Origin of the sequence: Rhodococcus sp. JS3073 (assembly GCF_026810085.1) — a bacterium.
Classification (GTDB): Bacteria; Actinomycetota; Actinomycetes; order Mycobacteriales; family Mycobacteriaceae; genus Rhodococcus_F; species Rhodococcus_F wratislaviensis.
The window spans coordinates 757613-770079 of record NZ_CP113952.1; the positions used below are offsets into that span (position 1 = coordinate 757613).

At 64.8% G+C, this 12467-nt stretch carries 10 protein-coding genes and 2 pseudogenes; 6 read left to right on the plus strand and 6 right to left on the minus strand.

What is annotated here, in order from left to right; genetic code table 11:
• The first annotated feature begins 3 nt into the window (after positions 1-3).
• The 4 genes from OYT95_RS41325 to OYT95_RS41340 all read left to right on the plus strand — a co-directional run bounded on the left by OYT95_RS41325 (position 4) and on the right by OYT95_RS41340 (position 6758).
• Positions 4-1053 carry an ABC transporter permease gene (locus OYT95_RS41325; RefSeq protein WP_268792399.1) on the plus strand — a complete coding sequence of 350 codons (1050 nt, stop codon included), beginning with the start codon at positions 4-6 and terminating at the stop codon, positions 1051-1053.
• 733 nt (positions 1054-1786) lie between these two features.
• Positions 1787-2197, plus strand: a complete 411-nt coding sequence (locus OYT95_RS41330; RefSeq protein WP_268792400.1) for a YciI family protein — start codon at positions 1787-1789, stop codon at positions 2195-2197.
• 280 nt (positions 2198-2477) lie between these two features.
• Positions 2478-5777 carry a protein kinase domain-containing protein gene (locus tag OYT95_RS41335; protein WP_268792401.1) on the plus strand — a complete coding sequence of 1100 codons (3300 nt, stop codon included), beginning with the start codon at positions 2478-2480 and terminating at the stop codon, positions 5775-5777.
• 552 nt (positions 5778-6329) lie between these two features.
• Positions 6330-6758, plus strand: coding sequence for a site-specific integrase (locus tag OYT95_RS41340; RefSeq protein ID WP_268793288.1), 429 nt, complete (start codon positions 6330-6332; stop codon positions 6756-6758).
• Here the strand turns inward: OYT95_RS41340 and OYT95_RS41345 are convergent.
• A pseudogene (locus OYT95_RS41345) lies at positions 6701-7141 on the minus strand (DUF1254 domain-containing protein); the annotation flags it as partial. The gene OYT95_RS41340 and the pseudogene OYT95_RS41345 overlap by 58 nt on opposite strands.
• A 554-nt stretch (positions 7142-7695) precedes the next feature.
• Here OYT95_RS41345 and OYT95_RS41350 point away from each other — a divergent pair.
• Both OYT95_RS41350 and OYT95_RS41355 read left to right on the plus strand, forming a co-directional pair.
• Entirely contained in the window at positions 7696-8136 is a 441-nt protein-coding gene (locus OYT95_RS41350; protein WP_268792402.1) for a MerR family transcriptional regulator, read from the plus strand.
• A gap of 433 nt (positions 8137-8569) precedes the next feature.
• Positions 8570-8737 (plus strand): hypothetical protein, encoded by a 168-nt coding sequence (locus OYT95_RS41355; RefSeq protein WP_268792403.1) that lies wholly within the window; start codon positions 8570-8572, stop codon positions 8735-8737.
• Between the two features lie 215 nt (positions 8738-8952).
• Here the strand turns inward: OYT95_RS41355 and OYT95_RS41360 are convergent, their stop codons facing one another.
• The 5 genes and pseudogenes from OYT95_RS41360 to OYT95_RS41380 form a co-directional block, all read right to left on the minus strand.
• Positions 8953-9306, minus strand: a complete 354-nt coding sequence (locus OYT95_RS41360) for a hypothetical protein (protein ID WP_268792404.1) — start codon at positions 9304-9306, stop codon at positions 8953-8955.
• 423 nt (positions 9307-9729) lie between these two features.
• Positions 9730-9942, minus strand: a pseudogene (locus OYT95_RS41365) (hypothetical protein); the annotation flags it as partial.
• A 75-nt stretch (positions 9943-10017) separates the two neighbouring features.
• Entirely contained in the window at positions 10018-10776 is a 759-nt protein-coding gene (locus tag OYT95_RS41370; protein ID WP_268792405.1) for a nucleotidyl transferase AbiEii/AbiGii toxin family protein, read from the minus strand.
• Positions 10773-11420, minus strand: coding sequence for a type IV toxin-antitoxin system AbiEi family antitoxin domain-containing protein (locus tag OYT95_RS41375; RefSeq protein ID WP_268792406.1), 648 nt, complete (start codon positions 11418-11420; stop codon positions 10773-10775). Before OYT95_RS41375 ends, OYT95_RS41370 begins: the two co-directional genes overlap by 4 nt.
• A 32-nt stretch (positions 11421-11452) precedes the next feature.
• The gene (locus OYT95_RS41380; RefSeq protein ID WP_268792407.1) at positions 11453-12223 is read right to left on the minus strand and encodes a nitroreductase/quinone reductase family protein; all 771 of its coding nucleotides are present in this window, start codon (positions 12221-12223) and stop codon (positions 11453-11455) included.
• Positions 12224-12467: the final 244 nt, after the last annotated feature.

Sequence of the window (12467 nt, forward strand, 5' to 3'; positions counted from 1 at the left end):
CCTATGCCCACCAAATCCGCCACCGCGAAAGCCACGTCACCCACCCCCAGGTCCCATCCTCCGGAGGGTCCGACCACAGACACCGCGGCGCTTCCCGACCCCGGACGGCCCAGCTTCGCCTCACGATTCGGCAACCTCGAGTGGCGCGATTTCGCCATCTATATCGGTTTCGTCGTGATCTTCCTGCTGTTCGCGGTCTTCTTGCGGGACGACGGCTTCCTGCTGACCAACAACTTGCTCAACATCGTCAGACAAACCGCGATCATCGCGGTCATGGCGGTCGCCGGCACCTTCGTGATCGCCGCCGCCCAGATCGATCTCTCGATCGGATCCGTTGCGGGACTGTCGAGTGTGGTCACTGCCATGACCATCTCGTCGACGGGCAGCGTCCTGCTCGGAGTCTTAGCAGGGCTCGGCACCGGTGTGGTGGTCGGCACCATTAACGGAGGCCTCGTTGCCGTCCTGGGCTTGCCGTCCTTCCTGGTGACGCTCGCGATGCTGGGCATCGCGGCGGGAGTGGCGCAATGGATCTCCAACTTCCAGCCGGTGCCCATCCTGAACAAGGCCTTCACCGATCTGTTCGGCTCCGGAGACTTCGGACCAATTCCCTCACTCCTGCTCTGGGCGGCGCTCTTCGTCCTCGTCGGTGTCGTGGTGATGAACAAGACGACATTCGGACGGCAGGTCTTGGCCGCCGGCGGCAACGAGACCGCAGCACGCTTCACCGGCGTCCGCACCAAGCGGATCACCTTCTACGTGCTGCTGATCTCGGCCATCGTCGCGAGCATCGCCGGAATGCTGTACGCCGGACGCCTTCAGTCGGGTCGGTACCAATGGGGCACCGGCGACGAACTCTCCGTCATCGCCGCCGTTGTTCTGGGAGGAACGAGCCTCTTCGGTGGATACGGCCGCGTCATCGGTTCGGCGATCGGAGCAGTCTTCATCGGCCTCATCAACAATGGGCTGATCCTCGCCGGACTGGACGTGAGCCAGCAGATCATCATCCAAGGCATCATCATTATCATCGCGGTCGCCCTCGCGAAGAAGAAGTAACCCACCCGCCCCAAGCACTCCGGACGATCGCGATCAACGGGTGGTTCATCAGAGATCACCACTACACCGTCGCCGATCTCACCCGTCAAACAGACGCGAACGCCATTTGACGGCAACATCATTAGCGAACACCCCACGATAAGGTGATGATCATATGGACGCGGATGTTCTGATCGAGATGACCGCGCTCTCCATCGCTCGACCCGGATCGGGCGCGAGCCCCGAGGCAATTGCCGCATGGCACGAAGCGCAATCACGCCACTACGAGTACAACTCGGTGCGAGCCGGACCAGACGCAGCCCGGGACAGCGCCCGCGCCGCACGAGCACACCAGCGGTCACTGCAGTTGCTCCGCGACTCGCCGCCGCAAGCCCCGCCGAGCCGTCGGAATCACCAGCGTCATGACATCGCACCACCTCGACCTCCACAGCGTCGCTGCGCCACGCGCCGGGCACCGGACCGCAGTCTGCCGCAATACCGCGAACAACGATGGAACTCCGAGGTGCGGACGACAGACGACGCTCCCAATTCGACTAGATCGCACACGCCAGGACTCGTCGGACGTCTCAGTCGGGTGTCCTCCCCGAGACGTCCGACGCCGGTGGGGACCCGCAGAACCGACGTATGCGGGTCCCCACCAACCCCTCCCCACGCCATGAGCCGATTGGGGAGGAACCGCGCCCGCGCGTGTGGCCATGGAGAGCGACCACATGAACTCTAAAGAGAGAATTGGATGAATTTCGATGTGGATGAGGAGATCGGCACCACGAAACGCGAACACGCGGATCGTGCCTGTGTCATCGGCGCGCTTGTGAAGCGTCCATCGAAACGGGATGCGGTGGGGCTCTACCTGGTGCGGTACCGATATGAGCAGGATCCAGCCCGCCGAGCCCACGCCCTGGACGCCCATGTCGAGTATCTGAAGCGAGAGGCTGAACGTGGCACAGTGATCGCGGCAGGGGCAGTGCACGATGGAGACTTCGGCTACGTACTGATCCGCTGCGACAGCATCCGAACTGCGACGGTCATCGCCGAAGCGGACCCGGTCATCGCCCTGGGCGGCGCCTCGTTCGACGCGCCGCTCGAATGGGTCGTGGACATCGGGCTGCCACCCATGACGGAAACAGCGGCAACAAACCCATGAAGTTCTCACGTTGGCCGTGAACGGCGTCGCAGCCTGACACAGGCGAAAACGTCGGTATCGCCTACTGGATGCCACTGAAGAACCCATACCAACCCTCACCGTCCCGAGCCAAGGATCCGGCCGTGTCTCTGGCCGCGATATCCTGGGATCGGGCATCAAAGAGGTGAGTGCGTGGTCGCAAATTCGGGGATTTCCCCAGTCGAGCTGATATCGCTCGAACGTTTCGCGCCTGTCGCCGCGTCGGCGTGGCGACCGCGCGCGGGTGGAATCGATGCAGCCGATGACCGAAGCTGACCCCGTCAGGACACAGCGTGAGGATGCCCCGCAAGTCCCGGCGGAGCTGACAGCAGCTGGCTTCGACGACGCACACGAGATCGGACGCGGCGGATTCGGCATCGTCTACCGCTGTGTCCAGGCCGAGCTGGACCGCACGGTAGCCGTGAAGGTCCTGACCGCGGAACTCGACGACGAGAACAAGGCACGCTTCCTGCGCGAGCAGCGTGCGATGGGTCGGCTGACCGGGCACCCCAACATCGTCAACGTCCTGCAGATCGGCGCCACCGCGAGCGGGCGCCCCTACATCGTGATGCCCTACCACCCGCAGGATTCACTGGAAACACGTATCCGTGGTGTCGGGCCGCTTACTGTGGACGAGGCGCTTCGTCTGGGTGTGAAAATGGCCGGCGCTCTCGAAACCGCGCACCGCCTCGGTGTAGTTCATCGCGACGTGAAACCCGCAAATATCCTTTTTACCGACTACGGCGAGCCGGCACTGACCGATTTCGGGATCGCACACATCTCCGGAGGATTCGAGACCGGCACCGGCACTGTCACCGGATCCCCGGCCTTCACCGCCCCTGAGGTACTCAAAGGGCAGCCGCCGAGTCCCGCCTCGGACATCTACGGACTCGGTGCCACATTGTTCTGCGCCATCACCGGTCACGCAGCGTTCGAACGGCACAATGGGGAGCAGGTGATCGCACAGTTCCTGCGGATTACCACCCAGCCGCTTCCGGACCTGCGCAAACAGGGACTTCCCGATGACGTCTGTTCGGTCATCGAAATGGGCATGTCCACTCAACCGGCTGACCGTTCGCCCTCCGCCGCTGAGTTCGGCGACGCGCTACGACAGGTTCAACGCGGTCACGGGTTCCGTGTCGACGAGATGGCCCTGCATACCGTGGCAGGCGCCGCCGAGCCCGGCGCAACCGGTACACACCCACGCACAGCCGAGGGTGCCGGTTCGACGCCGCCACCGGTTCGGGGCAAAGCTGGGAATCTGCCCTTGGAATTGACCAGTTTCGTCGGCCGTCGCCGCGAGCTGTCCGAGGCCAAACAGATGTTGCCCGACTCACGCTTGGTGACCTTCACCGGGATCGGTGGTGTGGGGAAGACCAGGCTGGCTTTGCGGGTGGCCCGGGAGGCGCGGCGGGCGTTTGCCGACGGGGTATGGCTCATAGAGTTCGGTGAACTGCGGAGCGCAGCACTGGTAGCGGACACCGTAGCTGTGGCGTTGGGGTTGCGGGTTCAGTCCGCGCGACCACTTCACGAAGTTCTGGTCGAGTATCTCGGCCCATCTCGGCTGTTGCTGGTGCTCGACAACTGCGAACACCTCGTGGATGCAGTGGCTGCACTGGCCGAGACCCTGCTGCGCGCCTGCCCGGGGCTCCGCATCCTGGCGACGAGCCGTGAACCCCTCGGCATCGGCGGCGAAGCCGCACTGCGAGTGCCGCCGCTCGCGGTGCCCGACCCCGACCACCAGCACCCTCTTCGTGGGCTGCCCCGCTACGACGCGGTAACGCTGTTCCTGGAACGGGCGAAGGCCGCCGTGCCGGGATTCGAACTCACCGATGACAACAGAATTGCGGTCGCCCGGATCTGCCACCGACTGGACGGGCTGCCGCTGCCCATCGAGTTGGCGGCAGCGCGGTTGCGGGCGCTGTCCGCCGAGCAGATCCTGGACCACCTGACCGACCGGTACCGGCTCCTATCCGTCGGCAGCCGGGGCGCGCCGACGCGCCAGCAGACCCTTCGACTGTCCATTGACTGGAGCTACGACCTATGCACCCCACAGGAACAGCAGGTTTGGTGCCGATTGTCGGTCTTCGCCGGCAGCTTCGAGCTGGATGCGGCAGAATATCTCTGCGCCGAGAACCTGACACCGGCGGATTTGCTCGATGTGGTCGCCTCACTGGTCGACAAGTCGATCCTGATCCGGGAGGAGCCCGATCGTGTGGTGCGGTACCGACTCCTCGAGACCCTGCGTGACTACGGCCGCGAGAAAGTCCGGGAAACCGGTGAGCACTCGACACTGCGCCTCCGGCACCGCGACTGGTACGAACAGTTAGCGTCCCAAGCAGAGCGCGAGTGGATCGGTTCACGCCAGCTCGAATGGATAGGCCGCCTGCACCGGGAGCAGCCGAACCTGCGTGAGGCTCTCGAGTTCTGTCTCGCCCCCGAACGAGGTGAAGCCGATGCCGAGGCCGGACTGCGGATCGCGAATACCCTGTACCCGTTCTGGCTCGCTCGTGGCCTACTCAGCGAAGGCCGCCGCTGGTTCGATCGGGTACTGGCCGCTCAGAACGGTCAGCCCACCCCGGAGCTGACCAAAGCCCTCTACACCAACGGCGTGCTGGCCGGAATGCAGGGAGATCTCCAGGCCGCCGCGACCGCGATGGATCAGGCGCAACAGATCGCCGAACGGCTCGGCGCACCCGCCATCGGTGTAGTCGCCGAGTACAGCGCCGGTCTGCTGGCCCTCTACAGCGGCGATCTGCACGGCGCCGTTACCCACAATGAAGCCGCCCTCCGAGCACGTGATACCAACGGTGATCTCTTCCGCCAGGTCGGCAGCCTGATCGGGCTCGCTCTCGCCCTCGGATTGCTCGGTGACTCGACGCGGGCGATCGAATGCCACGATCGAGTGCTCGCGATCACCGAACACCGCGGCGAGTCGCTCCACCGGGGAAGGTCCCACTGGGCCTATGGTCTGGCGCAGTGGCAAGAGGACAAACCCTCGCCAGCAACAACAGCACTCGAGCAAGGCCTGCGGCTGTCCCGCCTCGCCGACGATCCTGTGGGCTCCGCCCGTTGTATGCAGGCACTGGCCTGGATCGCCGCCAGTGGAAACCGAGCCGAGCGCGCTGCCGTGCTGACCGGCGCCGCCGACGTGTTGTGGCAGCAGATGGGCGTTCCCGCAATCACCTTCACCAAGATGCAAATCTACCAAGACAATTGTGTGCACCGAGCGCATAATGTGCTCGGTGACAAAGCATTCGAGTTGGCGTTCCAGCACGGAAACACTCTCAGTTTCGACGCCGCCGTCGCCTACGCCCTCGGCGAACAACCCGCGAGGTCGCCGTCGCCCACGGGAGCTGCGACAAGCCTCACCCGGCGTGAGCGGCAAGTCGCGGACCTGGTGGGCGAGGGGCTGACCAACAAGGCGATCGCCGCCAGGCTGGTGATCTCGCAACGCACCGCGCAGGGGCATGTCGAGCACGTCCTGGCCAAGCTCGGGTTCACCTCGCGAACGCAGATAGCCGCGTGGGTCGTACAACAGGCACAAAGTCCGCAGGACTGAGGCTCCACAGCAATTGTGCCTTCACTGGGCGCCAAGCAGATCGAACGGAGCCGGGCAAACGCTGGCGGCCTCCGTATCGCGGCGCTGCCGATGCCAACAAAGATTGTGCACAGAACTTCTGGCCACAGGGATATCCGAAGACCTCTGCACCCGCCGCACTCACAGGAAACTGCGCAGTCGACTTCTCCTGACATCGAGCGAGGGTTGCGTCCATGAAGATGCTGGACGGACCGGATCCGAATCTGACCGGCGTGTCGTAGCCCAATGAAGGCGGCCATCGAGCGGGGATGACAGCTCCGCAGATCTCCAGGCACTTGGCAAAGCTGAGATCAGTAGGCGCTATCCGCTCGGAACGGAGCGGAAGGTTCGTCTATCACCGGATCGATGTACAAAATCTTGTCCACTCGGAACCGAGCTTCTCCGGGCCAATGTCAGGTAAAACGGGAACGGGTGGGTTTTCACGTCACCGCGCCGCAAACACATAGTCATCTAACGGCTGTTCTGCAGGGGGAGCGCCAGCTCATGATCGCTGTTCGTTGGGATCACTTCCCGATGGTGGAGCAGCACGACGGAGCTCGCCGGTGGCTGCAATTCACCGCGAATCTTGGGCGGTCGACGAATACGGTGGACGCTTACGGTCGTGCGGTGGAGGATCACTTGAGGTTCTGTGCTCGGGTGGGTGCCGATCCGGCGACGGCACGGTCCGATGTGGTCGCCGCGTGGACCGGTGATCTGCATGCGCGTCCGAATATTCGCTGCGGGGGAGTGGGATTGGCGAACGCGACCATCCAGCAACGTGTGATCGCGGTGCGCGGGTTCTACGACTTCCTGGTCGAGGAGGAGATTCGTGCGCGCAATCCGGTGCGCCGAGGACAGTCGGGCCGCGGTGGTAAACGGCCCGGCAAGGCCTGGTGCGGCGGGTCGACTGCCGTGATCCCCGCCGGTGTCTCTCCCTGCCAGCCCGGGCCGGCAATGAGATAGCTGCCGCCGCCGTTGCCGGTGGTGCGGCTTCCGAGGTGGTGGAAGTTGAAGGTGTAGAGGTCGATGAGCTGAACCGAGAAGTATCGGCTCTCGTCGATGACCGGCACGGTGAGCACGACCGGCTCGGCGCGAAGGTCCAAGCCGGCCATGGAGTAGGGGGTGTCCGAGTTCCGGGTCTGGACCGTCTTGTCCTCCGGTGTGAAGACACGTCCGATGTTTCGGATCTGGTTCCAAGGCGCCTTGAACTCGGGGTCGGCGCTGTCGACGAAGTAGGAATACTGGACACGGTAACTGTCGACCATCGGGAACCCGTAGATGTACGCCTCCTTGGCGATGGAGCGCGCCTCGTCGGATGTGATGGAATGGGAAAGTTCTGCGTTCATTGCATTCACCGTCCGGTTGTTGCCTGAGCATTGATGCCGTCATTGCGCGGGAGGTTCTCACCCGCTCGCCTTCCAAGAGTCTTGTTGACGCGACCTCGCGGTGATCCTTGTTCGGCTCGTGCCCGCGCTGAGCGTGGTGTGTCAGCTGAGCGCCTTCGCCTCGAGGACGTCGAACTCCGCCCGACTGATGGTGGAGCAGTCTCTCCATGCTCATCGCGACTCGATCCTCGGACACACTTCTCCATTGTGTGCTTGTGGCACCCGGAAGTTTGGCAGATCCCTGCGTCCGTCCGTCGATGGGACCCACTGTGAAATCCCGGGTCAACCGCTCCAAAATATCTGTAGTCGTGACTATAGACATTGAGGTGTGCCTGTTGTAGAGTTTCTGTCGTCGCAAGGAAAGAGTTCACGAGGTGCGGGAGAGAATGAACTACCCGCAGAGAAGTACCGCAAGACCAGGATGTGCCGGGCAAGGGTTGATGTGAGTGTGTAAGGCCCCGGCATATCCGGCGGCTGCCGGGCGGCACGAAGGCCTGACAGCCGGATGAAGTGCAGTGAATAAGGAAGTGAAACCCGCTCCGGCCCCCGGTGCCTCACGGCGCCGGGGGCCCTGTCCGTCTGAAAGGGGTCACCCCATTCCGGAAGATTCGCCCGACCGTCGCGCGGCCGGGAAGCTCGACGACGAGGACTACCCGGCATACAGCATGGGTCACGCCGCCGAGATCCTCGGCGTGACACAGGCATTCCTGCGCAGCCTCGACGCCGCGAAGCTGCTCACCCCCGGACGCTCGGAGGGCGGCCACCGCCGCAACTCCCGATACCAGCTGCGTCTCGCCGCCCGAGCCCGCGAACTGATCGACCAGGGCACCGCGCTCGATTCCGCGTGCCGCATCATCATCCTCGAAGACCAACTCGCCGAGGCCCGACGCATCAACGCTGAACTCCAGCACACCCACCGCCCCAAGTCGGATCAGCCCGGCCCCGCATCCGGCTGAACCACCGCCGCCCCTTCGGAACACCAGTCGAGGTCCATTCCGCGGAAGCCGTCCATCCGCTCGGCGACCTCACCTCGGATCTTTGCGAGAACGGACAGCCCGCATCAGCCCGGACCAAACCATTCGAGGCGTCGGCGTGCAGTCCCGCTAAACCATCGGTGACCGGTCAGCCGTCATCCCCATGCGGGTGGACCGGTGCGCACCACGACATACGTCAGCTTCTGCGATCGTGGGACATGCGCGGTGGCGCCATTGAGCAAGGATCACTGCCGCCGCGGACCGCACGCGCCTTGGTCGGCGTCCTCCGACGCTTCACCCAGACGTCCTCGTTCGGCTGACTATTGCCCGAACGTGAAGCGCAGGTTCCGCTCGCTGGCCACCAGCGGTCTTGGTACCTGCTGGTTTGCCCACCCGCGCGGAGTAGAACGGGAAGATGGGAAGGCAGGCAGCCGTCGTGCTCGACGTGCTCGCGCTGGTAGCCGTCGTGGTTGGCGTGGATGTCCTGTTCTTCAGGCACCACTTCTGGGAGCGGCTGCTGGTGAACGTCGGCATCGTCCTGGTGTTCGCGGCGTTCTATTTGAGGTTCCTGAAGGGTTCATGAGCGCAGCCGCCGCAATTACAACCCGAAGTAGCGCACACCTATCCAGGGCAGATAGACCGGTGCACCGTTAGCCCCCATTGGGCCAGGCCGAACGAGGCTATAGCCCCGGCTCCCTCAGTCACGCTCGCCGGCGGCGATCTGGTCGGTTTTCCAATGACGCGTGACGTCCTCGACGAGGGATCGCGAACGCGAGCAGTTCGCCCGACTCCGCCCCACTAGGAGTTCTTGAAGAGAGAGTTCTTCGTCGAGGAAGCCGGCACGACCTCCAGCCGCTGTAGCTCAGCACCGGCACCGGTGACGTCACCGTCAGCTTGGTCGAGTATTTGCAGGCCTTTCTCGACTGCGCGCCAGTCCGCTGACAGGTCGAAATATCCCAGGAGATCAACGACCTCGGCGACCCACCGTTTCGCGCCGCGTCTGTCACGTCGCAGCTGGGCGTAGTAGGTCACCATGGCGTCGCTCACCGACTTCTTGCGCTGCCCCCACTTCTCGCCCTTCCGGGCCGCCTCACTGGCCAGTTGCCACAGCTGTGCAACGTCGACGTGCCGATCCAGCACCGGTTCCCTCACACCTGGCACAGTAGCGATCCAACAGGACAGGTGATAGCGAACTGCTGCATGTAGCCGATCGGCTATCGGCCCAGCGCTTGGCGCGCCCCGATGCGACAGTCGGAGCAAGATCGAATCGAACCCGGCACATATCGGCGGCTTGCACACCGAAACCGGACGGGTTAGTCATGTCGTATGACCGAGAATCCGGGACCCGCGGGGGTTTGAATGTCGGCGACAAGGTCAAGGTTCATGCTGAGGGAACCTCGGTGTTCACGATCGTGAGCATTGACGGCGACGAAGCTCTGATCGAGTCGGTTCTCGGCGCCCAGGGACTTACCCGTTCCACTGCAAGCTCGAACGCCTGGTCCCGGAGGAGTCCTGACACAGTAGAAAATGCACCCTGAACTGCTCAGATGACATGTCCACTTTCGGAGATGACCCTCACTGGTTCATAGCGGCCCTGACCGGCCTCGCCGAGGTCGCGCACCTGCGCACCGTGGTCGAGGCCCTCGCCGCCACCGTCACCAAACACGAAGAGCAATTGCGTCGACTTCGCCGCAGTGTTAGCGGCGCTCGTTCCTCGTCCGGCACGTTGTGTGCGCGCCACTTCTTCACAGCCCGATACAGCCACTGCCCCAGCTGCTCGCCTGGGGCCTATCCGAAATTCGGTGGATCTGATTCTGGTGCATCGGTGAGGCGTCGCCCGCGCGCGTGGGGTGGGGGAGATGGTCAGGGTGGGGGTGTGAGGTGGTCCCATGCGGTGCGGACGGTGTGGAGGGCGGCGGGTGCGGTGATGGTGAGTCGGGTTTGGCCGGCGAGTTGTGTGTTCCATTCGTTGTCGCTGGGCGGTGTGGTGAAGACGTAGGTGCCGGGGTTCTTTCCGGTCGGTCCAAACTTGCGGAACAGTGCGGCGGTGTCGGGGTTGATGGCGCCGATGTTGGTCAGTGCCCAGAGGTCCCAGAGGTCGCGGGCGGCGGCGCGGTCGCACCAGGTGGCGGTTTTGGAGGCGGCGAATGCGGGCAGGGTGGGCACGAGGAGCCGGGCGGGTGGGGCGTCGCTGTAGCGCTGGATGAGGGTGCGGGGTTCGGTGGGCCAGAGGGTGCGGTCGGTGGAGGCGAGGAGTTGGATTTTCACCGCGAGTCCGCCGGTGGTGTGGAGGGTGGCGGCGTCCACGCTCGTGCCGGCGCTGAGCGGGGGTGCCCATTCGAGGCGACCGTAGGCGCGTTGCACCGCTCTCGGGAGCGCCTTGTCGAGGTCGGCGGCCAGGGTGCTGCGTCGTGGGTCGAGGGCGATGAGGTCGATGTCTTCGCTGAGGCGCCCGTCGGGGAGGTGTGTTCGGGCGAGGGCGGTGCCGCCGATGAAGTGGAGTCGGTCGGCGAAATGGTCGCTGAGGTAGCCCAGGAGCAGGGAGATGAGGTGGTCTCGTTCGACCTGTTCGGGGGCGACGCCGAACTGGTCGGCGACGCGGTCGCGTTCGTCGAGGTTCACGAGGCTGCCTGCACCCAGATTTCGGCGCGGGCGAGGGCTGCGGTCAGTCCCTGCTCGCCGGCGAGGGTGGTGAGACGTTCGCGGTCGCTGCGCCGGTAAAGACTGGCGACGGCGGCGGGGATTTCGTTCTCGGCATCACCAAGCGCCGGCCACCGGGCCAGGTCGAGGAGGGTTTGTTCCGGGGTGGTCACCAGCGCCGGCCCGAGCGGGGTGTCCAGGCGTTCGGCGTCGAGTTCGGGGGTGTCGCGTCGGAGGAAACGGATGGTGGCGGTCCGGTCGGTGAGGGTGATGGTCCGGTGCCGACGGGGGACGGCGACGACCGCGGTAGCCAGCGCCCGGGGGATTGCGTGGTGGAGGCGGGCGGCGCTGATGCCCATCACGATCGCATGATCGGGTCCGTAGATCGCGGCGGCGATTCCGGCGGCGGTGGCTTCGAGGTTCGGAGTCCACGGGCGCCCGGCTTGTTCCGGCGGTGTGACGATGTAGTAGCCGGGGGCGGCGCGGTGCAGGACTCCGCGTGTGACCAGGCGGGCGAGTTCGGGGCGGGGGTGGGCGTAGACGTCGGTGGCGTCTTGGGGGCGGAAGGTGCGTAAGGGGCGGCGGGCCAAGGCGGCGGGTACGGCCGTGCTGTGTGCCGGAGCCATGTTGACACCTCCTCCATGCGCATTTCGTAGGGTTAAAGCCTACGAAACGCGCAGTGCGAAAGCAAACGGGTCAGGGTCGGCCGCGGGTGCAGGCCCTTGCGGTAGCCCTCACGCCGCGTACTCGCTGACGGGGAGAGTTCGGAGGCTCTGCATCGTCTCGCAAGGGGCCAACGTCGTGGGCGCTGTGCACCCTCCGCGGCGGCCCGGCCGCCGCCCGACCGGAAGTGGGGCACGAGCAGGGTAGATCGGTGCTGCTGGGCGGGTGAGCGGCGGACATCGGGGTGTCCGTGCATGCGGGACGCAGCGTTCCCTCGACGCGGCGGTGTCCGGTCAGGATCCACCTGCGGGCAGGCGATGGTCGCACTGTGCCCATGCTGTCCGCGCAAGATTTGCTCGCGTCCTCGCCTCAGCTCAGGCCTTGGGGGACGATGCGGAACACCGGGTAGCCGGTGGCGATGGCCTCGAACGCTGCGATTGGGGCGTTGGGGTCTACCGGGATGTGCCCGCCCACTCGTGGCGACCTTGCAGTAACGCTTGATAATTGGAGCGCGGTGTGCGACCGGAACCTCGTCCAGCCGGACGGCAGTGCGGTCCCGCTGCAAGAGCACCGCGCGGTGTTCCGCAGCGCGGACATTGCGTACCCAGTTGGTGTCCTCGCCCAGCACGGACACCAGATACCGCTCGCCTTCCAGGTCGGCGATGATGATCGGAAGTCTCACGGGTTTGCCGGACTTGCGGCCGATGACCTCGAGGGTCGCGACCGGCCATGGAGTCCGGCCGGTGGCGAAGACTCGTGCCCACATAGCGTTGATGGTCCGCGCCAGAAGGTTCGGCCGGCCATTGCGATGGAGCCATCGAGTGAAGCCCGCGATAGGCACAACCCTTCCTTCGTCTCGTACTCGACCTCCATCGGCCGGTCACGACAACAACCACATCCGCCGCAAGACCGTCGCTGCATGAACGACCAGACTCGGTGGCAGGGGCCCATGCCTTTGACCTGAACTCGGCGGAGTCCTGTCAGACGAGGATCCCTCATTGGCGCATTCT

Excerpts from the sequence above, each read along its gene's own strand:
- OYT95_RS41325 (WP_268792399.1), top strand. The coding sequence starts at position 4 with ATGCCCACCAAATCCGCCACCGCGAAAGCCACGTCACCCACCCCCAGG.
- OYT95_RS41330 (WP_268792400.1), top strand. The coding sequence starts at position 1,787 with ATGAATTTCGATGTGGATGAGGAGATCGGCACCACGAAACGCGAACAC.
- OYT95_RS41335 (WP_268792401.1), top strand. The coding sequence starts at position 2,478 with ATGACCGAAGCTGACCCCGTCAGGACACAGCGTGAGGATGCCCCGCAA.
- OYT95_RS41340 (WP_268793288.1), top strand. The coding sequence starts at position 6,330 with ATGGTGGAGCAGCACGACGGAGCTCGCCGGTGGCTGCAATTCACCGCG.
- OYT95_RS41355 (WP_268792403.1), top strand. The coding sequence starts at position 8,570 with ATGGGAAGGCAGGCAGCCGTCGTGCTCGACGTGCTCGCGCTGGTAGCC.
- OYT95_RS41375 (WP_268792406.1), bottom strand. The coding sequence starts at position 11,420 with ATGGCTCCGGCACACAGCACGGCCGTACCCGCCGCCTTGGCCCGCCGC.
- OYT95_RS41380 (WP_268792407.1), bottom strand. The coding sequence starts at position 12,223 with ATGTGGGCACGAGTCTTCGCCACCGGCCGGACTCCATGGCCGGTCGCG.